A 20,924-nucleotide genomic window follows, 5' to 3' on the forward strand; every position below is an offset into this window, starting at 1 on the left:
GCGATGGACGGGGAGCGGGCTGCGATCGCGATGCGCGCCGGTGCCGACCCGACGGCGCTGCTCGAGGTGCGCCGCTATCTGGCGCTGCCGTTCGATGTCGAGCTGGTCGACGAGCCGGCGTTCGCGAAGCTGCTGAGCGAGCATTATGCGATGGACGGCTCGGCCGCGGCGATGGCCGGCGACATGGCGCTGGCCGGCGAGGGACTGGACGAGATCGCCGGCGACATTCCGAGCGCCGAGGACCTGCTCGACAGCGCCGATGATGCGCCGACCATCCGCCTGATCAACGGGATCATCGCCGAGGCGGCCAGACAGGGCGCGTCGGACATCCATATCGAGCCCTATGAGACCGGCCTTGTCGTGCGCATGCGGGTCGACGGCGTGCTCACCGAGAAGCTCAGGATGCCGCCGCATGTCGCAGGCGTGATCGTCAACCGGATCAAGGTGATGGCGCGGCTCGACATTGCCGAGCGGCGGATCCCGCAGGACGGCCGGATCAGCCTGACGCTGGGCGGGAAATTGCTCGATGTGCGTGTGTCCACCTTGCCCAACCGGGCGAGCGAGCGGGTGGTGATGCGCATTCTCGACAAGGAAAGCGCCGGCATCTCGCTCGACCTGCTCGGCATGTCGGCGAGCACCCACGCCATTCTCACCGATGCGCTCTCCGAGCCCAATGGCATCATCCTGGTCACCGGGCCAACCGGCTCGGGCAAGACCACCACACTCTATGCCGGGCTGAAACAGCTCAACGACGGCAGCCGCAATATCCTGACGGTCGAGGACCCGGTCGAATATGCCATTGAAGGCATCGGCCAGACCCAGGTCAACGCCAAGGTCGGCCTGACCTTTGCCGCCGGGCTGAGAGCAATCCTGAGACAGGATCCGGACGTGGTGATGATCGGCGAGATAAGAGATAGAGAGACGGCCGAGATCGCGGTGCAGGCGAGCCTGACCGGCCATCTGGTGCTGTCGACCGTGCACACCAATGATGCGGTCGGCGCGATCACCCGTATGCGCGACATGAAGGTGGAGCCGTTCCTGCTCGCCTCGACATTGCGCGCGGTGATCGCCCAGCGGCTGGTCAGAAAACTCTGCGAGCATTGCCGCACCCCGATCCAGGCGGACGGCAGCCTTGCCTCGCTGCTCGGCTTTGACAATGGCACGGTGGTCTACCGCGAGACCGGCTGCGAACATTGCGCCCAGACCGGGTTCCAGGGCCGGATCGGCGTGTTCGAGGCAATCCGCATCGACGACACGCTCAGGAAGCTGATTAATGATGGCGGCGACGAGGCTGCGATTACCGCGCACGCCTTCCGGAATCAGCCGCATCTTGGCGTCGCCGCGAGAGCGCTTGTCCGCGAAGGCCTGACCACGCCAGAGGAAGCGATCCGGATATCCCGCCGGGAAAGCGAAGCGGTCGATGCCTGACTATGCCTATACCGCGATCGACCCGAAGGGGCGGGAAAAAACCGGACGGCTGACCGCCGCCAGCGACGATGCGGCGCGGGCCAAGCTGACCGAGCGGAGCTTCTATGTCGTCCGCATGGAGGCGGCGCAGGGCAAGCCGCGCAAGCCGGGCAAGGGGTCTGCCGGATTGTTCGGCCCCAGAAAGCTGTCGTCGAAGGAATTGACCCTGTTCACCCGGCAATTGTCCTCGCTGGCCCAGGTCAGTCCGCTCGAGGAAGCGCTGCGGCTGATCGGCAACCAGAATGAAAAGCCGCATGTGCAGCAGCGGATCGCGACGGTTCACGGCGGCGTGATCGAGGGCCAGCGCCTGTCCGAGGCGATGCGGCGCGAGCCGAAGAGCTTTCCGCCGCTCTACCGGGCGATGATCGCCGCAGGCGAAAGCTCCGGCACCTTGCCCGACATCACCGAACGGCTGGCTGACCTGCTCGAGCGGCAGGCGGAGCTGCGCGGCAAGCTGATCGGCACGCTGGCCTATCCGGCGGTGCTGGCCTTGGTCTCAATCATCGTCGTGGCACTGCTGATGATCGCGGTGGTGCCGAAGGTGGTCGAGCAGTTCGACGACGTGAACCAGCAGCTGCCGCTGGTGACGCGAATCGTGATCGGCATTTCCGGCTTTCTCGCCGACTGGTGGTGGGCGATTGCGATCATGATCGGGGTGCTGCTGCTGATCGGCTGGCGCGCCCTGAAGGAGCCGCAGATCAAATATCGCTTCGATGCGTTTCTGCTGCGGCTACCGTTCGTCGGCCGCTTGCTGCGCGATCTGCACGCGGCGCGCCTAGCCCGCACCCTGTCGACGATGGTGGCCAGCCGGCTGCCGATTATCGAGGGATTGCGCCTGACCACCAACACGATCCACAACAGCGTGCTGCGCAAGGCCTCGGAAGACATGGTCGAGGCGATTCGCGGCGGCGGCAGCCTTTCGACGGCGCTCAAAAATACAGGGGTCTTTCCGCCGATGCTGGTCTATATGACCTCCAGCGGGGAAGCATCGGGCCAGCTGGATGACATGCTGGCGCGGGCGGCTGGCTATCTGGAGCGGGAATTTGACAATTTCAGTTCCACGGCGCTGTCGCTGCTCGAACCGCTGATCATCGTGGCCCTTGGCGGGCTGGTCGCGCTGGTGATATTGGCAATCTTGTTACCGATCCTGCAACTGCAGAATCTTGCCGGGCTTTAGAACCGGAAAAAAGGAATGATGATGACGACAGATCTGGACACACCCGAGCAGCCCGTGGCTGCGAAAAAGACCCCGAAGAAAAAGCGCAACGGCTTTACCCTGGTCGAGCTGATGGTGGTGATCTTCATCCTTGGATTGCTGACCACGATCGTGGTGATCAACGTGCTTCCCAGCCAGGACCGGGCAATGGTTGAAAAGGCACGCGCGGATATCGCGACGCTCGGCCAGGCGCTGGAAATGTACCGGCTAGACAATCTCGGCTACCCGACATCCTCCGACGGATTGCAGGCGCTGATTGCGCCGCCGCCGTCGCTGGCCACGACCGCGCGCTACCGCCAAGGCGGCTATATCAAGAAACTGCCGGACGATCCCTGGGGCCGGCCGTATCAATATGACAATCCCGGGCGTCAGGGCCCCGGCTTTGATCTCTATTCGCTGGGTGCGGACGGCGCGCCGGGCGGCGAGGATGACAATGCCGATATCTACGCCGAATAAGAACGGCAGCGCGTGACCCGCAATCTTCTCGTCACAGCCTTCCCGTCTGCGGACGAGGAAGCACTCTACTGGTGGCACGTCGCCGACGGGGCGGTGCAGGCGTGGGGATGCGATCCGGATCCGCTGGCAGCCTCGCAGGTCTATGGACCGGAGGATGGCCAGACGGATATCCTGTTTGCCGCGCTTGTTCCGTCGCACCTGACCAGCATCATGGCGCACGAGGCGATCAGCGAGGTCACCGACAGCCAGGCCCTGGCCGCGGCAACCATCACCGCAAGGGCCCGCAGCCTCGAAAGCGACAATATCCATTTAGCGTCGGCCATGACGGCCGAAAGCGGCGTGGTCACGGCAGTGATCGGACGGGACATATTGAGCCGCGGCCTGACCCGGTTGCAGGCGCTGGGAATCGATCCGGACGCGATCATGCCGACGGGCTGGCTGCTTCCGGCTGACGGCGAGGAAGCCGTCTCTGCAGATTTCGGATTTGACCAGGTGGCGCGCGCCGACAATCTTATCGCGATCCATGACCCCGTGCTGCTGGAAATCCTGCTGGCCGACCGGGCCATAAGTCCGATCACCGGCGATGACTTTGATGCCATGATGGTCGGGTGCTGGGAACGGCGCACCCTCAACTTTCGAAACGGGCCGTTCGCGAAACGGACCCAGCGGACGATCAGCGCACCGCAAAAGCGGCGGCTTGGCTGGATGGCGGTTGCGCTGGTGCTCGTGTCGCTGGCGGTTCCGCTGGTCCAGCTTGCCAAATATCACAGCGCTGCCAATGCGGCGGACGAGGGTGCCTTGGCCAGCGCGGCGACAGTGGTCGGCGCGCAGGAAGATCCCGTCGCTGCCGAACGCGCGCTTGATCAGCGCCTGATCGCAGAAAATCGCGGCAACATCATGTTCCCGGTTCCGGCCTCGGCGCTCTATTCGGCAGTCCAGCAGGTTCCGGGCGTGACCATCAGCCGGATGTCCTACGGTGAAAACGGTATTGTCTCCGCGACCCTGGCGGCGATCCGCAACGAGGATATCAATCCCGCCCTGGTGGCGATCCAGCAGGCGGGTTTCATCATCACGGCCATGCCGCGGACCGATGCCACAGGGTCGGCGCAAGCGGATATAACGGTGAGGGCACCATGATTGACAACGCCAGAAGCTGGTTCACCGGTCTCAGCCAGAGAGAGAGAATCATGGTCACTGTCGCGGCTCTGCTGCTGGCCGGCCTGGTCGGCTATTACGGAATCGTCCGTCCGGTCGCCGGCGCGATGACCGGTGCCGAACAACGCTATGTCGATGCGGTTGAACGGCAAGCGCGAATCGAAACCAAGGTGACGGCGCTCCGGCAGCCTGCGGCGGCTGGCGCGACAAGATTTGGCGGCGCGATTGACGCCTTCGTGGGTCAGAGCGCCGGTGAGACGGGGATCGCGGTGGCCTCGGTCACGCCGCAGTCCGACAAGCGGGTCAACATGGTGATCGAATCGGCCAAGCCTACCGCCCTGTTCGGCTGGCTGGCCCGGATCGAGCAGCAGGGCATCGCGGTGGAATCGCTGAGTGTCAATCCGACCGCCAGCGGGACGCTGTCGGCGACCCTGACCCTGCGTTCAAACTGACAACCGGTCCGGTTACTTGACGGGTTCGACCTGCCGCGGGCTGCGGGCGGGAAACATCACGCCGCCGTCATCGGCTGACATGACTTCCGGTTCTGCGGGGGCGATAGTCGCGATTTTCGCATCCTTCTGGACCCATTCGCCCCTTTCGTTGCGAATATAGGCGGGGGCCCGCTGGACGTTCCAGACCAGGCCCATTTTTTCCCAAAGGTAGATGATCTGGCCGTTGAGGTCGAATTCCCACCAGGCGACCTGCGAGGAGGCGGCGCGCGGGTGCTGGTGATGGTTGTTGTGCCAGCCGTCACCGAAGGTCATCCACGCCATGAACCAGTTGTTGCGTGAGCCGTCCTTGGTCTGGAAGCGCTGCGAGCCGAAGACATGGCCGATGCTGTTCACGCCCATGACGAAATTCAGGAAGAAGAAATTGCGGAAGAAGCCGCCAATCAGGATGGTGCCGATGATATATTCCGGTCCGCCGAAGGCGAGCGCCCAGAGCGCCGGCAGGATGATGCTGGAGAAGATCGCGATCGACCAGCGATGCTTGTGGCACCAGAGCACCTGCGGATCGTCGATCAGGCCTTTGCCATAGACGTTCATGTCCGACGTCGTATTGTCGAACAGCCAGCCGAAATGGGCAATACCGAGACCCTTGAGCTTGCCCATTTTCTTGCCATGGCCGTCGACATAGGGGCTGTGCACGTCGCCCACGTCGTCGGAAAAGGCATGATGTCGGCGATGATCCGCCGCCCATTTGAGAACCGACGCCTGGCAGGCCATTTGCGCCATGATGCCGATGGCGAGGCGCATCTTCGGGCCCGCTTCAAAGGCGCGGTGGGTGAAATAGCGATGATAGCCGATGCCGACGCCCATGTTGATCAACGCAAAGCCGAACAGAAAGGCCGACCATTCGACCCAGCCGGTGGAGTGGGTCAGCGTCCAATAGAGCGCACCGAGCGAGCCCAGCACCATCGTCGAAAGCAATATGCCATATTCGATCCGCTTCGCCCGCGCAGCCGGTCCGCCAATGATGACGCCATGCTGCGGATGCTGTTCCGACGGTATATATTCGTCGGGCTGGATATCGCTAAATGCTGTGGCCATCGACACGGTTCCTCGACACAGGAGAAGGAAGCCTAGGATATAGGCTATTTGCGATGATTACAATTGTCTTAACCTTTACGCCCGCATCACCCAGCAAAATCGACCGCTGGCCTCTAGCTACCCACAGCGAACACAGCGTGGCCGAAACGGAAAAAAGGCGATGCGGCGATCCGGCAGGGGGAAAATCCGTCCGGATCAGTCATCCCGGACGTGTTGTCGATCAGCCCTGTTTGTCCGTGGCGAAACGCGCGGGCCTTCGGACCTCACCGGCCGTGATACAGGGGCTGGGCGGGCCGCAGGCTGCAGCCGCGCTTGGGCAGGATTGGCGACAGCCGAAGGGCGCCGCTCGGGACGAGCCGCCCGGTCACCCCGTGTCCGGCCTGGTGCAGCGCGATCCGGTCGCCGCTCCCTTGTTCCGGGTCGCGTCCCCAGATCACCTCGCGACCGCGGATTGCCGCGATAGTCGCCACGCCGCTGATCGCGTGCGCCATCCCAACGTTCGCGCCGGTCAGCCCGGTCTTCCCCGCGCTCTCCTCGCCGATCGCCGCGCCAGCCGTCACCGCGACCTCGCCGGTCGCGATCCCACTGGCGCCCCCGGCGGTGATGGCCGCCATATTCGGCGCGCTGTTTCGCCCAGTAGCGCCGGTGATGATCACGCATGCCGTGGCGCTTGCCACCGCGGTCGAACACGTAGGTGCCATAGCCGGGATAATAATATTGGTCGTACCAGCCGCCACCGTAGCCAATATTGGCAAAGCCGTAGCCATAGTCGCAGGCATAATAATCGTTGAACGGGGCATAGGGATCGCAGTCATAACCGCTGTTGTTGACATAGCCATCCCCGTAATAGCCGCCGCCGCTGCCATACATGCAGCCGCCGAGAGCAAGCAGGGTGCTGGCCGCCAATGATGTCTTGAGCAGTCGGGGTATAGCAAATCTTGTCATGGTCGTTTCCTCAGTATCGACCCGGGACCGTCAGTCTGGCCGAGTCGCCAATCCTCTTTTTTCAACACCCTGTATACGGCCAAGCGATTGAATAGCCTATGAATAGAGTGTCTTGCTGACATTCATGAAAGTAGCTAAGATGGCGGTCCATCCCAGCCCAGGAGATTTTCGTTGGCCACTATTGCAGCAGATCCGCACGGTTATCCCTATCAGGAAAGTGCCAATCCGCATTGGGTTACTCCCCCGAGCGAGGAACAGCTTGCCCACATCCCAGGAGAACAGGGACTGCCGATCCTCGGGACAACCCTGAAGGTCATCAAGGACCCGATCGGCTTCGGCAAATTCATGTTTGATCGCTATGGCTCGGTGTACCGCACCTTCAGCTTTGGCAAGCAGAACGTGATGTTGCTGGGTGCCGATGCAACCGAGCTGGTCATGTTCAACAAGGACAAGATATTTTCCAGCGAGCAGGGCTGGGGACCGGTGCTCAACAACCTGTTCCCCCGCGGACTGATGCTGATGGACTTCGAGCGGCACCGCGCCGACCGCAAGGCGCTGTCGGTCGCCTTCAAGCCGGGGCCGATGAAGCACCATTGCGCGGTACTGGGCGAGGGCATTCTCGACCGGGTCGGCGACTGGGGCGGGACGGAATTCCAATTCTATCCGGCGATCAAGTCGCTGTCGCTCGATACCGCCGCCAGCGCCATTCTGGGCATCCCTTGGGGGCCGGAAGCGGACAAGATCAACAAGGCCTTTGTCGACGAGGTGCAAGCTTCGATCGGCGTCGTGCGCAAGCCGATTCCGTTCACCAAGATGTGGAAGGGCGTCAAGGCGCGGGAATATCTGCTCGAATATTTCACGCCGCAGGTGAAGGAGCGACGGGCCCGGGGCGGCGAGGATATCTTCACCCAGATCTGTCTGGCGACCCACGAAAATGGCGAGCTGCTGACCGAGGACGAAGTGGTCGACCACATGAACTTTCTGATGATGGCGGCGCATGACACGATAACCTCCTCGGCGACCAGCATGACCTATCTGCTGGCCAAGCATCCGGAATGGCAGGACCGGTTGCGCGAGGAATGCCTGGCGGTGGCGCCAGCCGGAACCGTCCTCACCATCGAACAGCTCGGCAAGCTCGAACTGACCGAAATGGCGTTCAAGGAAGCGTTGCGACTGATTCCGCCGGTGCCGAGCATTCCGCGCCGGGCGCTGAAGGACTTCACGTTCCGCAACTATACCATCCCGGCGGGCACCAATATCGGCATCAGCCCGCAATTCGTGCACAAGATGGAGAAGCACTGGCCGGAACCGGAAAAGTTCGATCCACTGCGGTTCACGCCGGAGAATTCCGCTGGCCGGCACAAATATGCATGGGTGCCTTTTGGCGGCGGTGCGCACATGTGTCTCGGGCTGCATTTCGCCTATATGCAGATCAAGATCCTGATGCACGCCATGCTCACCCAGAACCGGATCGTCCTGCAAGGTGGCGCCGATTACGAGCCGAAGTGGCAGGTTTTTCCGATTCCCCAGCCGCGGGACGGATTGCCGGTCCGGCTGGAACGCCTCTGAGTGTTTGCGGCTGCCGGCTGGTTTCGCGCCGGTGGCCAGCGCAACAAATTGACAGCTGCAGTCGCCCATGGCACTCTTCAGATGGATCGGGGGATGAACATGGCGCGGAATCAATCGGGACGGACATCATTCTTGCGACCGGCTCGGCTTGTTGCGATGCTGTGGATCACCGCAACCGCAATGCAAGGGTGCAGCAGCGAACCCGAGCCCCCACCGGCGAAAGCCCTGCCGACCGAATCCATCACCGATGCGAGCTTCGGCTGTATCAGCGACCTGACGCCGGTCGACCGTTTCTTTGTCGGCAATCTCAACGGCGATCTGGCGGCAACGGTTGCGGTGGCCAGCGCGGAGGAAGGCGGCGTCTATCCGGTGGGTTCGGTGGTGCAGCTGGTCCCGACCGAGGTGATGGTCAAGCGCGAGGCCGGTTTCAATCTGGTCACCAGGGACTGGGAATATTTTGACCTGGACATTTCCGCCGCGGGAACGAAAATCCGGGTGCGCGGTGCCGACGAGGTGAAGAACCGCTTCGGCAACAGCTGTCAGGATTGCCACGTCAAGGCGGCGCCGCAGTTCGACCTGATCTGCAAGACCGACCACGGCTGCGATCCGATTCCGATCAACGACGTGATGATCCGCGCACTGCAGAAAACCGATCCGCGCTGCGAAGCCCAGCCGTTGACGGCCGAGGAGGCCGAGGGGCTCAAGCAGTTGCAGGCGGCCCTGGGAGCATAGCCACCATCCATTTCCCCTATCGACCGACATTCGCTCAACGAAACGCCCGGACCAGCGGACGACCCGTACATCCAGAGGAGACTATCATATGGCCGCATTCCGCATCCTTTCCTTTCTGATCGGATTCATCCCGCTCTGGTTCGGGGTCAACGGCCTGCTGTTCGGGGCGGCGGAACATATGGGCGGCGACCCATTTACCGCGGCCATGGACAACCAGTATCGCTATCTCTCCGGTGTCTATATCGGGGTCGCTCTGATGATCTTCTACAGCACTGGCGAAATCCGCAAGCGGGCCATGCTGTTCCGCTTCGCGATGCTGTTCTTCTTCATCGGGGGCTGTGCCCGGGCGGTGTCCTATCTGACGGTTGGCGTTCCGCCGACCGAGCAGTTTGCCGCCATGTTCGTGGAAATATTGTCGCCGCTGCTGCTGCTCTGGCAGGCGCGGGTCTTGCGCCGCTAGGCGGAATGTCGGGGGAACGGCTGGACCGTCCCCCGTGGCTCACTTGGCCAGCATGTCCTTGAGATAGCCGCCGGTATAGCTCGCCTTGACCTTGGCGACCTCTTCCGGCGTGCCCTGTGCGACAATCTCGCCGCCGCGGACACCGCCTTCGGGACCGAGGTCGAGAATATGGTCGGCGGTCTTGATGACGTCGAGATTATGCTCGATCACCACGACGCTGTTGCCCTGCTCGACCAGCCGGTGAAGCACCTGCAGCAGCTTGCGGACATCCTCGAAATGCAGGCCGGTGGTCGGCTCGTCGAGAATATAGAGCGTCTGCCCGGTGGAGCGCTTGGACAGCTCCTTGGCCAGCTTGACCCGCTGCGCCTCGCCGCCGGACAGCGTCGTCGCCTGCTGGCCGACCTTCACATAGCCGAGACCGACTTCATAGAGCATCGCCATCCGGTCTCGGATCGGTGGCACCGCCTTGAAGAAGCTGACCGCATCCTCGACAGTCATGTCGAGCACATCGGCGATCGACTTGCCCTTGAACTTCACTTCCAGCGTCTCGCGGTTGTAGCGCTTGCCGCCGCATTCCTCGCAGGTGACATAGACGTCGGGCAGGAAGTGCATCTCGATCTTGATCAGCCCGTCGCCCTTGCAGACCTCGCAGCGGCCGCCCTTGACGTTGAAGCTGAACCGGCCGGGCTTGTAGCCGCGCGCCTTGGCCTCGGGCAGGCCGGCGAACCAGTCGCGGATATTGGTGAAGGCGCCGGTGTAGGTCGCCGGGTTGGAGCGCGGGGTGCGGCCGATCGGCGACTGGTCGATGTCGATGACCTTGTCGCAATATTGCAGGCCGGTGATCTTGTCATGCTTGCCGGCAATGACCCGCGCGCCATTGAGCGTGCGCGCCGCCGCGGCATAGAGCGTATCGATGGTGAAGGACGACTTGCCGGAACCCGACAGGCCGGTGACGCAGGTGAAGGTGCCAAGCGGGATCGAGGCGGTGACATTCTGAAGGTTGTTGGCCGTCGCGCCGTGCACGGTCAGCTTCTTGCCATTGCCCTTGCGCCGTTCGGTCGGCACCTCGATTTCCCTCGTGCCGTTGAGATAGGCGGCGGTGAGCGATTTCTTGGATTTCAGGATCTGCTTGAGCGTGCCCTCGGCGACGACTTCGCCGCCGTGGACGCCGGCGCCCGGACCCATGTCGACCACCCAGTCGGCGGTGCGGATCGCGTCCTCGTCATGCTCGACCACGATCACGGTATTGCCGAGGTCGCGCAGCCGCTTGAGCGTGGTCAGCAGCCGGTCATTGTCGCGCTGGTGCAGGCCGATGCTGGGCTCGTCGAGCACATAGAGCACGCCCGAAAGGCCGGAGCCGATCTGGCTGGCCAGGCGGATGCGCTGGCTCTCGCCGCCGGACAGGGTGCCGCTGGTCCGGTCGAGATTGAGATAGTCGAGCCCGACATTGTTGAGAAAGCCGAGCCGCTCGATGATTTCCTTGAGAATCGGTTCGGCAATCTGGCTCTGCGTCTTGTTGAGCTGCGCGCCGAGGCCCTCGAAGAAGACCAGGGCGTCGCCGACGCTGCGCCGCGTGGAGATACTGATATCCTCGCCGGCGATCTTGACCGCCAGCGCTTCCGGCTTGAGCCGGGCGCCGTGACAGGTCTCGCAGGGCGCGGCGGCCTGGAACTTGGCCAGTTCTTCCTGCATCCAGGCGCTTTCGGTCTGCAGCATCCGGCGCTTGAGATTGCCGACGACGCCCTCGAACGGCTTCTTCACCTCGTAGGACTTGCGCCCGTCCTGGAAGCGCAGCGTGACCGGCAGGCCCTGGGTGCCGTTGAGGATGATATCCCGGTGATGCTCGCTGAGCTCGTCCCACGGCGTGTCGAGATCAAATTCGAAATGCCGCGCCAGCGATCCCAGGACCTGCATGTAATACGGCGAGGGCGGGTTGGATTTCGCCCATGGCACGACCGCGCCCTTCTTGATGCTGAGCGCCGGGTTGGGCACGATCAGCTGGGTGTCGAAATGCAGCTTCTCGCCAAGCCCGTCACAGGAGGGGCAGGCGCCCTGCGGCGCGTTGAACGAGAACAGGCGCGGGGCGATTTCCTCGATCGTGAAGCCGCTTACCGGGCAGGCGAAACGTTCGGAAAAGACGATCCGGTTGTCGGGCAGGCCGGTGCCTTTCATCTTTCCCTGCGTGGTGCCCGAACCGGTTTCGCTCGACACAAACGGTGTTTGTGCTTCGGCGACGCCATCAGATTCCATTCGTGCTGAGCCTGTCGAAGCACGACTGGCTTCCGCCAAGGCCTCCTCAACCGTCCCATCAGCAAGATCGACAAAAGCCAGCCCGTCGGCGAGCCGCAGAGCGGTCTCGAAACTGTCGGCGAGCCGTTGCTCCATGCCGTCGCGCACCACCAGCCGGTCGACGACCACCTCGATGTCATGCTTGAGCTTCTTGTCGAGCTTCGGCGTGTCCTCGATATCGTAAAATTCGCCGTCGACGCGGACGCGGGTGAAGCCGGCCTTCTGCCACTCGAGCAGTTCCTTGCGATATTCGCCCTTGCGACCACGCACCACCGGCGCGAGCAGGAAGAAGCGGGTCTTTTCCGGCAGGGTCATCACCCGGTCGACCATCTGCGAGACGGTTTGCGCGGTGATCGGCAGACCGGTGGCGGGCGAATAGGGAATGCCGGTACGCGCCCAGAGCAGGCGCATATAGTCGTAGATCTCGGTCACGGTGGCGACGGTCGAGCGCGGATTGCGGCTGGTGGTCTTCTGCTCGATCGAGATGGCGGGGGACAGGCCCTCGATATGCTCGACATCGGGCTTCTGCATCATCTCCAGAAACTGCCGCGCATAGGCGGACAGGCTCTCGACATAGCGCCGCTGCCCCTCGGCATAGATGGTGTCGAAGGCGAGGCTGGACTTGCCGGAGCCCGACAGGCCGGTGATCACGATCAGCTTCTCGCGCGGGAGCTCGATATCGACGCCCTTGAGATTATGCTCGCGGGCGCCTTTTACTTTGATGTGGGTCAGACTCATGCGGGTGCTTTGCAGAAGATGCCGGAGAGAGTCCAGCGGGCCAGAAGGACAGGGTGTTCTGCGCTATATGTTCAATGTTTGTTCCGTTTTCAAGGGGGAGATTTTTGGCGGGGCGTGATGGCGGTCACGGGACAGCATTTCCGTTTGGCTTCAGTATGGATTCGATGGAGGCTGCTGATGCAACGAGTTGAAATTTTGGTCGAGCCCAAAAGCGAAAGCCATGTCGGATGGTTTGTACATCTATTCACCTGGAATGCCGAACGACGCGATTTGATCGCCCACCGCTTAAAATTGAAATCTCAGACAGGCGGCAAGTTCACTCTGGCGAGCGAAGCCTCATTGCCCGAAGGCACCTATGGCTTGCGACTGCACGTCATAGAATCGGGCAACAAGGCGTCCATAACCGTCGTGACAAAGCCACCGATATCTTATCCACCCACAGCGGTCTGGCCGATGACCGTCGAGGTGCCCGCGCAATTCACTCAGGATAGTGACACCTGGTTTATCGAGCATGGAGAAGAAGGATGAAATTCTCTGACATTCTCCACGCCGGATCATTTCTGGTCATCGCCGTTTCGATCATTTCCTCCAATCAAGTTGCGAATGCTCAAACGCTTCGCGGCTCGGATGCTGTAGAGGAAGGGCCTCCCGCACCAAGTGATCGTTTTGATACAATCACAAGAGGGTTTTCGACCTCGATAGATATATCGGAGAAGGAAGCAAAAGCCAGTGCGTCAATGGGTGGGGTTCTGACAGCGAATCAAGACATGACCCGTGGCGACCAAAAGCAGGATGCCTTTTTCTGGAAGCTGGGGGTAGATGTGCCGATCGGAGGGACTACTGACTTGCTGGATCCCAAGCTAGATGTGTTGGACACTCAAGCTTCTGTTACAGGCAGTTTAACGTGGAAAAGCTATTCGAGCTCGCTTTCTGATCTGTCTGACCGGCGATTTGACCCATATGTGCCAGCAGCGATGAAAGTCTGTCAGGAGCAGAAGAAAAGTGACTGTGACGCCTATTCGCGCGTGCCGAGCTCTGTATTTGTGCAAGACCATCTCCCAGAGGTGCACCGGCATTTGTCGTCGTCGGTCTACGATCCGTTTTACGCGGTGAGCCTCAAGGGCGGGGTTGGCGTCAAGGAATTCGATTACACGCTCCCGGGTGCATTTACGGATAGGGAAGACACGAAAGTCTCATATTCATTGGCGATCGCTGGCGTCTATTATCCTTCCGACACGGTTAGCGCGTGGAAGCTGGAAGCTGAATATGGCAGCACATATGAGGCAGCCGAAGAAGGGATTGTATGTCGAACCGTTGTGGCAGATCCCACCACGGACTGCAAAAGCGCCATCCCTTCAGCCCCAACTTCAAAAGAAACGCTGGTTGCCCGCGCAGAGTATAGACGGTTTTTTTTCCTGTCCCACGTTGACAAGGGAATTGGAGTGGCGCCGACAGCCAGCATCGACTTGCTGTCCGGCGATATCGGGCTGGAATTGCCTGTCTTTTATAAAGTGGGCTCGAAATCTCCGGTATTGCCGGGCATAATGATCGGATATACCAAGGATTCGAGCAAGCCGGGCGACAAGGATGAAGACGTCACGGTCGCCTTTTTCATAAAGACAAGTTTTAGCTTCGAATAGCGGGTTAGCGGGACACCCGGTTGCCGCTAACCCGCCCAAAAACCTCCCGATACCGCTCGAAAAACCCAACCATCTCGGGCGAGCGCTTGCTCTTCATGTCGCAGAAGAACTTGCGGTTCCAGCCCATCGCTGTCCCCATATGCACCATCGCGTAGACATAGCCGAGCAGCCCGGCAGAGAATGCAAAGGCAGTCCCCATTCCCGCCGCCGCCCATACTATCGCCGCCACCACCGGATAGGCCAGCACCGGAAAGCTGATCGCCTTGCGGTAATTGAAGATCGCCTTGCTCTCCCGCGTCGGCAACCCGAATTTCCCGACCAGCGTCGACGTAAACGGCAGGCGGTTGTGGATGATCGCCGCGGGAATCTTCACCCACCAAGGTACCGGCGCGAGCAGGATCGTGCCTAGCGCCAGCAACTCAAAAAACGGGTAGCGGATGACCAGCAGCGCCAGCACCTTATAGTCATGATATTGTCTTGCGGTGTGCTCGATCAGCTCGCCGACGCCGTCGACCGCGTAGCGCCCGTGCTGGCGGAAGCGGAACACATTGTTGGGGAACATGTAATATTTCATCAGCCCCAGTAAGCCCGGCGTGTCGCTGCGCTTCGGCCGGATGCCGAGCAGCTTCGCGACCTCGTCGGTAAAGGTGCCGTACCAGACCAGATGGTCGGTCCTTTTCTCCGGGCGGCTGGCATAATAGGTCGCGTTATAATCCGCGATCCGCTGGTCGATAGTGGTGCGGATGTTGTCCCGGAACGGCGGATCGGTGATCATCCGGTGGACCAGCAGGCACTGCATCTCGCTGATATTGTTGAGCCCGCCGGTGAACGGCCGGGTATAGCCGATGGTATAGAGATTGTGCAGCCGCGGCGATGCGACGCCGAGAAACTGGGTTCGGGCGCTATAGGTGAAATGGCCGGTCGCATCGTCACCGCAGAGCCGGATTTCCGGAATATTGGGCACTTCCTGATCGCCGTCGATGATCAGGTCGAAGGCGGTGGTTTCGCCATTCTCGCTCAGCGTCATCGCCTCGCGATCAATCGTCGCGGCGCTTTTGTCCCACAGCTTGACATGGCCGTGCTCGAGAAAGAACGGCAGGTCATTGATCAGATAGCCTTCGCCGATCTTCTGTTCGAGCGTTGCTTCGCAATAGAGCTTGTAGACGTCGATCGGCCAGTATTTGATCGCGATATGGCCGTTCTCGACCGGCGCCCTGGCCTTGAAGAAGCTGCGGATATCGCTGTGCGGCCGGATCGACTTTGGATGGCGGACACCCAGGCTGTTGCGGTCGAATATCCTGGCAAAGCGGCGGTGGATCAGGCCGTGGATATAGCCTCCGTCGATGAAGGCGCGATAGCTCCATTTGCTGACCTCGGCAAAATTGTGACATTCCAGCTGATCGAGCGGCACGAACCGCGGGCCGTCGTCGAGCGGCGAGAAGGTGGCGAACATCTTGTCGAGCATGATGAAGCCGTTGGTCACCAGATGAACCTTCGCGCCATGCGCGACCAGCTTGGCGATCAGCAGGTTGGAACTGTCGCCGGTCGAGGTGATCGCGACGCTCTTGCCGGCATAGCTGGCGTCGACCTTGATCTGCTTGAGATTGGCATTCATCAGCCGCCGGAAAGCGGTAGCGACAACGACATGGCGGGCGCGAAACGTCTCGCCGCTTGCCAGGTGGACCAGGCTGTGATCGGCGTGATTGTCGATGCTCTCGACCACGCCATGGTGAATATTGGCGGCGTGGCGGGCGGCATATTTCTTGTGGATGGCATAGAATTCGCGGGCCGTGGGAAAGCCATCGCTGAAATCCTCGAGCTGCTCCTTGAGCATCTCGACCAGCTCGAACGAATAGACGCTGCTCTGCAGCGAGCTGACCAGATCGAAATCCAGCGCGTCGGTCTCCTCCAGCTGCTGCCAGATCGGGGTCATCGGCGAGACCATCAGCCAGGCGATCCCATCGGCTTCCAGCTCGCGGATGAGTGGCATGGTCGAAAACCCGCCACCGACGATCAGGACATCGATTTCGCGTGATTCTGCCATGTCCATATCCCCTTGAAGCGCCCTGCCGTCAGCCGCTTTGGTACCCTGTCGGCGCGACAAAACCAACGCTCATTTGGCATTTGGAACGGATTGTCGACGGGTCGCACCTTTGCTGTTGCGATCGGTGCGGCCAACCTGGCTTTCATCGACGGTCCTGCGCGGTTGGTCGAAGCGTTGCCAGAACGGGGCCCCGGCATGCTATTGGCAAGACAGCTGAGTGAAGACCCGAAAGGGTGGAAATGCTCCCGGGTCGCATCGAGGCTTGACCATGGGGGATGGCATCACAATGCGCGTTCGCACAAGGCTGGCGCCGGGAATATTGCCTACCGCATGGGCATGCTCCTGTTTCCGGACCGGCTGGCTTGGCGCCCCGCCCCTTTTTGGGCGCAGCACGCGCGACGCTACTGATGCCATCCCCTTCGGTTTCCGGTCACGGGGACCGCTACGGATTATTCGGCCATCAGGTCCCGGACAAAGCCGATCAGGCCGGTCTGCCGCGACCGCCGCATGCGCTCGGTGGCGAGAATCTGCTTTATCTTGGTAAAGCACGCCTCGAGATCGTCGTTGATCAGGACATAGTCATAGCCGTCCCAGTGGCTGATCTCGCTGGCGGCGCGCTGCATCCGGCTTTCGATGATGTCCGGGGCGTCGGTGTTGCGGCTTTCGAGCCGCTTGCGCAATTCCTGCAGCGATGGTGGCAGGATGAAGACTCGCACGACATCCTGTCCGGCCCGCTGGTAGAGCTGCTGGGTGCCCTGCCAGTCGATGTCGAACAGCACGTCCTGCCCCGCTTCGAGGCTCTGGCTGACCGGAGCCGCCGGCGTCGCATAGCGGTTGCCGAAAACCGTGGCATATTCCAGGAAGCTGTGGTCGGCGACCATCTCTTCGAATTCGTCGCCGCTGACGAAATAATAGTCCCGGCCATGTTCCTCGCCCGGCCGTTTCGGCCGGGTGGTGACCGAAACCGACATGGCGATCTCCCGGTCCGCCTTCAGCAGCATCTGCGCCAGCGTCGACTTGCCGGCGCCGGACGGGGACGAGAGGACAAACAGCAGACCCCGGCGGTCCAGCTCGCGGTGGTCGTTGTCGATATTCTGGGAAGAGATGTTGTCGGCCATATCGGCTATTGGCCGAGAAGCACGCGCGGCGTCAAGATGCTTGTCCCGAAGTTTTTCCCGGGAACCGCTCCCTGCAATCATGCTGATGACAGTCTGTATAAATCCGGCTATCCGCAAAGCATGTTTCAGGGACGCGTCAGCACGATATTTTTTGCGATCGGTATCACGATCATGGTCGGCTGGCTGTTCTACGTCGGCAAGGATATTATCTTGCCGATCGTCACCGCGATCATCCTGCTGCAGATCCTCTACGCCGCCAGCGCAACCGTGGCCCGTATTCCGGGGCTGGGACAGACGCCCCTGTGGCTGCGCGCCACGCTCGCCCTGATCGCCGTCATCGCCATGCTGTTCGCGATGACGCGGATGCTGGTGGCCAGTCTGCAGAATCTGGTGCCTTCGCTGCCGGTCTATCAGCGCAATCTGGAAAACCTGTTTGCGGCATGGTTCCCGGCTCCCGCCGAGGCCATTGCCGACCCGCCGCAAATGGCCGAACTGATGTCTTCCCCGCAGGGAATATTTGATCGCGGGACGGAAGCGGTCGCCAAGGCGGTCAGCGAATTTGCCACGCGCTTTTTCACGGAAATCGACATCGCGGCCCTGGCCCAGTCGGTTCTCGCCTCGCTGACCAGTTTTGGCGGATTTGTTTTCATTACCATCCTCTATGCCTCGTTCCTGCTCAGCGAGATCACCGGCTTTCCCGAAAAGGTCCGCCGGGCCTTCGGTTCCGACCGCGAGTCCACCGATACGCTCAACATGATCACCCGGATCAACCATGATATCGGCAGCTATCTGGCGACCAAGACGCTGATCAATATCATCCTCGGGGTGATTTGCTGGGCGATACTGATGGTCCTCGGGGTAGAATATGCGGCGTTGTGGGCGATCATCATCGGCCTGCTCAACTATATCCCCTATATCGGGTCCTTTGTCGGCGTCGCCTTTCCCGCGCTGTTCGCCGTCGCTCAGTTCGGCAATCTCACCATCCCGCTGATCGCCACCGGGCTGATGACCATAGCCCAGGTGATCATCGGCAATATTGTCGAGCCCAAGATGCTCAGCAAGTCCGTCAATCTCAGCCCGATGGTGGTGCTGGTGTCGCTGGCGATCTGGAGCAGCCTGTGGGGTATCCCTGGCGCGATACTGGCGGTGCCCTTCACGACCATCCTGATGATCGTGCTGGCGCGCCGTCCAGGGACCCGGCCGATCGCCGCGCTATTGTCCAGCGACGGGAATGTCTAGATTCGCGCAAGCGCAGGTCTGGAGACAAAAGCCGCTTCGCTGGCTAGCCGATCGGGGCTTTCGGTTTTGCCGGTGTTTTCGGGACGGGCTTCGCTTCAACGTCGATCACGCTGTCTGACGCAGGAAGCGCTTCCGCCTCTTTCGAATCATCATAGATTTTCTTGGCGATCAGCGCGCCGCCGACCAGCAGGGCGCCGGGGATGGATCGGGTGGCGATCCGCGCCGCGATCATGCCCAGTCCGAAATTGCGCAGCCCATGGCCTCTGCTGTGCTTGCGGGCCTCGTTGCCGACAAGGGTGGTAAACATATTTCTGACTATCGACATATCACGGGGTTCCAGATCTAGCGGCCATGTCCAACCATGTCCTCAGGCTTAACATGGGCATCGTAGGTTTCGGCGTCAACCAGGCCCAGTTCCAGCGCCGCCGCGCGCAGCGTCTGGCCGGTGGCATGGGCGTGCTTGGCAATGGCCGCCGCCTTGTCGTAGCCGATCACCGGGGCAAGCGCGGTGACCAGCATCAGCGAATTGTCGACCAGATTTTTGATGCGTCCCTCGTTGGCCTCCAAACCTTCCACGCAGCGTTCGGAAAAACTGGACATGCCGATCGAAATGATCTCGATCGAGCGCAGCACGTTGGCGCCGATCAGCGGCTTGAACACATTGAGCTCGAGATGGCCCTGCAGGCCGCCGACGGTGACAGCCTGATGATTGCCGATCACCTGCGCGGCGACCATGGTCAGCATCTCGCACTGGGTCGGATTGACCTTGCCCGGCATGATCGAGCTGCCCGGCTCGTTCGCCGGCAGGTCGAGCTCGCCGAGGCCGGAACGCGGGCCGGAACCGAGCAGGCGGATATCATTGGCGATCTTGGTCAGCGACACCGCCAGCGTGTTGAGTGAGCCGGACAGTTCGACCATCGTGTCATGCGCCGCCAGTTCGGCGAATTTGTTGGGGGCGGAAGTGAATTTGAGGCCGGTGATCTTGGAGATTTCCTTGGCGATATGCTCGCCGAAATTTTCCGGCGCGTTGAGCCCGGTGCCTACCGCGGTGCCGCCCTGTGCCAGCTGGTGGAGCCGCGGCAACACGCTCTCGATCCGGTCGCGCGCCGCGACCAGCTGCGCGGCATAGCCGGAAAATTCCTGGCCCAGCGTCAGCGGGGTGGCGTCCTGCAGATGGGTCCGGCCGATCTTGACGATTGATTTCCACTGCTGCGCCTTTTCCGCCAGCGCATCGTGCAATTGTTCCAGTGCCGGGAACAGTTCGACCTCCAAAGCTCTCGCGGCGGCCACATGCATGGCGGTGGGAAAGCTGTCGTTGGATGACTGGCCACGATTGACATGGTCATTCGGGTGGACCGGATATTTGCCGCCACGGGTGCCATAAATCGCCTCGTTGGCGACCCCGGCGATCACTTCGTTGACGTTCATGTTGGTCTGGGTGCCGGAACCGGTCTGCCAGATGCTGAGCGGGAACTGGTTGTCATAAGCGCCGGTGCGCACGGCATTGGCGGCCTTTTCGATCGCGGCTGCGATTTCGGGATCCAGGCCGTGGATGCCGTTGACGCGGGCGGCGGCCTGCTTGACCGCGGCGAGCGCGTAAATCAGCCGGATCGGCATGCGTTCCTGGCGGGGAAAGGGAAAATTCTCGATGCTGCGCTGGGTCTGCGCGCCCCAATAGGCATCGGCGGGCACTTCCACTTCGCCCAGCGAATCGGTTTCGGTGCGGGTCCCGCTCACTTCTTCTTGCCGAAGTCCACCGTCACCACGTTGGAGCCATCATCGACCGGTTCGATCGTGTCCGTCTCGCCGTCATTTTCGGCCGGGTCATGATCGTTCACATTGCCCTCGACCTCGTCGACCTGGAACTGCAGCGCGAAATCGACCGCCGGATCGACGAAGGAGGTGATCGCGGCAAACGGGATATGCAGCATCGAGCTGATCTGGTTGAAGCTCAGTCCGACCTCGAACCGGTCCTTGTCGACCTTCAGGTCCCAGTAGCGGTTCTGGATGACAATCGTCATCTCGTCCGGGAACCGGGCGATCAGATGATCGGGAATGTCCACGCCCGGGGCGCGGGTCTTGAAGGTGATGTAGAAATGATGCTCGCCGGGCAGGCCGCCCTTGACGACCTCTCCCAGCACCCGGCCGACAACCGCACGCAGCGCCTCCTGGACGATTTCATCGTAAGGAATCAGGCTATCTGGGGCTTCATCGCTCATTTGCACTAGGTGGCGCGAAGCGGGCATCGGGTCAAGAGCGTAAAATGAATTTCCCGGGGGACAGGGGTCGCGAAATTCTTGCCTGAT

The 20,924-nt window shown here is 61.4% G+C and carries 19 protein-coding genes; 11 read left to right on the plus strand and 8 right to left on the minus strand.

Annotated elements, in window-relative coordinates:
* Positions 1 to 3 precede the first annotated feature (3 nt).
* The 5 genes from V7650_RS11005 to gspM are packed head-to-tail and all read left to right on the plus strand — an operon-like array spanning position 4 to position 4,746.
* Positions 4 to 1,428 (plus strand): GspE/PulE family protein, encoded by a 1,425-nt coding sequence (locus tag V7650_RS11005; RefSeq protein ID WP_335656494.1) that lies wholly within the window; start codon positions 4 to 6, stop codon positions 1,426 to 1,428.
* Positions 1,421 to 2,644 carry a type II secretion system inner membrane protein GspF gene (gene gspF, locus V7650_RS11010; protein ID WP_335656300.1) on the plus strand — a complete coding sequence of 408 codons (1,224 nt, stop codon included), beginning with the start codon at positions 1,421 to 1,423 and terminating at the stop codon, positions 2,642 to 2,644. Before V7650_RS11005 ends, gspF begins: the two co-directional genes overlap by 8 nt.
* Before the next feature lie 15 nt (positions 2,645 to 2,659).
* Entirely contained in the window at positions 2,660 to 3,139 is a 480-nt protein-coding gene (gspG, locus tag V7650_RS11015) for a type II secretion system major pseudopilin GspG (RefSeq protein ID WP_335656301.1), read from the plus strand.
* A 12-nt stretch (positions 3,140 to 3,151) separates the two neighbouring features.
* Entirely contained in the window at positions 3,152 to 4,276 is a 1,125-nt protein-coding gene (locus V7650_RS11020) for a hypothetical protein (protein WP_335656302.1), read from the plus strand.
* On the plus strand, positions 4,273 to 4,746 hold the full coding sequence (gene gspM, locus V7650_RS11025; protein WP_335656303.1) for a type II secretion system protein GspM: 474 nt from the start codon (positions 4,273 to 4,275) through the stop codon (positions 4,744 to 4,746). The genes V7650_RS11020 and gspM overlap by 4 nt, the downstream gene beginning before the upstream one ends.
* A 12-nt stretch (positions 4,747 to 4,758) precedes the next feature.
* Here gspM and V7650_RS11030 read toward each other — a convergent pair whose 3' ends face one another.
* Together V7650_RS11030 and V7650_RS11035 are read right to left on the minus strand one after the other, a co-directional pair.
* Positions 4,759 to 5,844: an acyl-CoA desaturase gene (locus V7650_RS11030; RefSeq protein ID WP_335656304.1), complete on the minus strand. Its 1,086-nt coding sequence runs from the start codon at positions 5,842 to 5,844 to the stop codon at positions 4,759 to 4,761.
* A 195-nt stretch (positions 5,845 to 6,039) separates the two neighbouring features.
* Positions 6,040 to 6,789, minus strand: a complete 750-nt coding sequence (locus tag V7650_RS11035; RefSeq protein WP_335656305.1) for a hypothetical protein — start codon at positions 6,787 to 6,789, stop codon at positions 6,040 to 6,042.
* Between the two features lie 171 nt (positions 6,790 to 6,960).
* Here V7650_RS11035 and V7650_RS11040 point away from each other — a divergent pair, with 171 nt between their 5' ends.
* The 3 genes from V7650_RS11040 (at position 6,961) to V7650_RS11050 (ending at position 9,550) form a co-directional block, all read left to right on the plus strand.
* Positions 6,961 to 8,358, plus strand: a complete 1,398-nt coding sequence (locus tag V7650_RS11040; RefSeq protein WP_335656306.1) for a cytochrome P450 — start codon at positions 6,961 to 6,963, stop codon at positions 8,356 to 8,358.
* A gap of 99 nt (positions 8,359 to 8,457) precedes the next feature.
* Positions 8,458 to 9,090 (plus strand): hypothetical protein, encoded by a 633-nt coding sequence (locus V7650_RS11045; protein ID WP_335656307.1) that lies wholly within the window; start codon positions 8,458 to 8,460, stop codon positions 9,088 to 9,090.
* 88 nt (positions 9,091 to 9,178) lie between these two features.
* Positions 9,179 to 9,550 (plus strand): DUF4345 domain-containing protein, encoded by a 372-nt coding sequence (locus V7650_RS11050; RefSeq protein WP_335656308.1) that lies wholly within the window; start codon positions 9,179 to 9,181, stop codon positions 9,548 to 9,550.
* Positions 9,551 to 9,589: 39 nt separating this feature from the next.
* Here V7650_RS11050 and uvrA read toward each other — a convergent pair whose 3' ends face one another.
* Positions 9,590 to 12,577, minus strand: coding sequence for an excinuclease ABC subunit UvrA (gene uvrA / locus V7650_RS11055; protein ID WP_335656309.1), 2,988 nt, complete (start codon positions 12,575 to 12,577; stop codon positions 9,590 to 9,592).
* A gap of 177 nt (positions 12,578 to 12,754) precedes the next feature.
* On the opposite strand from uvrA, the gene V7650_RS11060 reads away from it, so the two are divergent.
* Together V7650_RS11060 and V7650_RS11065 are read left to right on the plus strand one after the other, a co-directional pair.
* Positions 12,755 to 13,105 (plus strand): hypothetical protein, encoded by a 351-nt coding sequence (locus V7650_RS11060; RefSeq protein WP_335656310.1) that lies wholly within the window; start codon positions 12,755 to 12,757, stop codon positions 13,103 to 13,105.
* A complete protein-coding gene (locus V7650_RS11065; RefSeq protein WP_335656311.1) occupies positions 13,102 to 14,217 on the plus strand; it encodes a hypothetical protein in 1,116 nt (371 codons plus the stop codon). Before V7650_RS11060 ends, V7650_RS11065 begins: the two co-directional genes overlap by 4 nt.
* Positions 14,218 to 14,221: 4 nt before the next feature.
* Here V7650_RS11065 and V7650_RS11070 read toward each other — a convergent pair whose 3' ends face one another.
* Both V7650_RS11070 and gmk read right to left on the minus strand, forming a co-directional pair.
* Complete coding sequence (locus tag V7650_RS11070; RefSeq protein WP_335656312.1) at positions 14,222 to 16,261, minus strand: hypothetical protein; 2,040 nt, start codon at positions 16,259 to 16,261, stop codon at positions 14,222 to 14,224.
* A gap of 449 nt (positions 16,262 to 16,710) precedes the next feature.
* Positions 16,711 to 17,379: a guanylate kinase gene (gmk, locus tag V7650_RS11075; protein WP_335656313.1), complete on the minus strand. Its 669-nt coding sequence runs from the start codon at positions 17,377 to 17,379 to the stop codon at positions 16,711 to 16,713.
* A gap of 36 nt (positions 17,380 to 17,415) precedes the next feature.
* Here gmk and V7650_RS11080 point away from each other — a divergent pair, with 36 nt between their 5' ends.
* Positions 17,416 to 18,618, plus strand: coding sequence for an AI-2E family transporter (locus V7650_RS11080; RefSeq protein ID WP_335656314.1), 1,203 nt, complete (start codon positions 17,416 to 17,418; stop codon positions 18,616 to 18,618).
* A gap of 43 nt (positions 18,619 to 18,661) precedes the next feature.
* Here the strand turns inward: V7650_RS11080 and V7650_RS11085 are convergent, their stop codons facing one another.
* The 3 genes from V7650_RS11085 to V7650_RS11095 are packed head-to-tail and all read right to left on the minus strand — an operon-like array spanning position 18,662 to position 20,837.
* A complete protein-coding gene (locus V7650_RS11085; protein ID WP_335656315.1) occupies positions 18,662 to 18,943 on the minus strand; it encodes a hypothetical protein in 282 nt (93 codons plus the stop codon).
* Between the two features lie 17 nt (positions 18,944 to 18,960).
* Positions 18,961 to 20,355 (minus strand): class II fumarate hydratase, encoded by a 1,395-nt coding sequence (gene fumC, locus V7650_RS11090; RefSeq protein ID WP_335656316.1) that lies wholly within the window; start codon positions 20,353 to 20,355, stop codon positions 18,961 to 18,963.
* On the minus strand, positions 20,352 to 20,837 hold the full coding sequence (locus V7650_RS11095; RefSeq protein WP_335656317.1) for an SspB family protein: 486 nt from the start codon (positions 20,835 to 20,837) through the stop codon (positions 20,352 to 20,354). Before V7650_RS11095 ends, fumC begins: the two co-directional genes overlap by 4 nt.
* Positions 20,838 to 20,924: the final 87 nt, after the last annotated feature.

Source organism: Parasphingorhabdus sp. (assembly GCF_036964565.1).
Taxonomy (GTDB): domain Bacteria; phylum Pseudomonadota; class Alphaproteobacteria; order Sphingomonadales; family Sphingomonadaceae; genus Parasphingorhabdus.

Bases quoted from the DNA above. Each gene is read 5' to 3' on its own strand.
- V7650_RS11005 (WP_335656494.1), top strand. From the start codon at position 4: ATGGACGGGGAGCGGGCTGCGATCGCGATGCGCGCCGGTGCCGACCCG.
- gspF (WP_335656300.1), top strand. From the start codon at position 1,421: ATGCCTGACTATGCCTATACCGCGATCGACCCGAAGGGGCGGGAAAAA.
- gspG (WP_335656301.1), top strand. From the start codon at position 2,660: ATGATGATGACGACAGATCTGGACACACCCGAGCAGCCCGTGGCTGCG.
- gspM (WP_335656303.1), top strand. From the start codon at position 4,273: ATGATTGACAACGCCAGAAGCTGGTTCACCGGTCTCAGCCAGAGAGAG.
- V7650_RS11030 (WP_335656304.1), bottom strand. From the start codon at position 5,844: ATGGCCACAGCATTTAGCGATATCCAGCCCGACGAATATATACCGTCG.
- V7650_RS11035 (WP_335656305.1), bottom strand. From the start codon at position 6,789: ATGACAAGATTTGCTATACCCCGACTGCTCAAGACATCATTGGCGGCC.
- V7650_RS11045 (WP_335656307.1), top strand. From the start codon at position 8,458: ATGGCGCGGAATCAATCGGGACGGACATCATTCTTGCGACCGGCTCGG.
- V7650_RS11050 (WP_335656308.1), top strand. From the start codon at position 9,179: ATGGCCGCATTCCGCATCCTTTCCTTTCTGATCGGATTCATCCCGCTC.
- uvrA (WP_335656309.1), bottom strand. From the start codon at position 12,577: ATGAGTCTGACCCACATCAAAGTAAAAGGCGCCCGCGAGCATAATCTC.
- V7650_RS11060 (WP_335656310.1), top strand. From the start codon at position 12,755: ATGCAACGAGTTGAAATTTTGGTCGAGCCCAAAAGCGAAAGCCATGTC.
- V7650_RS11065 (WP_335656311.1), top strand. From the start codon at position 13,102: ATGAAATTCTCTGACATTCTCCACGCCGGATCATTTCTGGTCATCGCC.
- V7650_RS11070 (WP_335656312.1), bottom strand. From the start codon at position 16,261: ATGGCAGAATCACGCGAAATCGATGTCCTGATCGTCGGTGGCGGGTTT.
- gmk (WP_335656313.1), bottom strand. From the start codon at position 17,379: ATGGCCGACAACATCTCTTCCCAGAATATCGACAACGACCACCGCGAG.
- V7650_RS11080 (WP_335656314.1), top strand. From the start codon at position 17,416: ATGCTTGTCCCGAAGTTTTTCCCGGGAACCGCTCCCTGCAATCATGCT.
- V7650_RS11085 (WP_335656315.1), bottom strand. From the start codon at position 18,943: ATGTCGATAGTCAGAAATATGTTTACCACCCTTGTCGGCAACGAGGCC.
- V7650_RS11095 (WP_335656317.1), bottom strand. From the start codon at position 20,837: ATGAGCGATGAAGCCCCAGATAGCCTGATTCCTTACGATGAAATCGTC.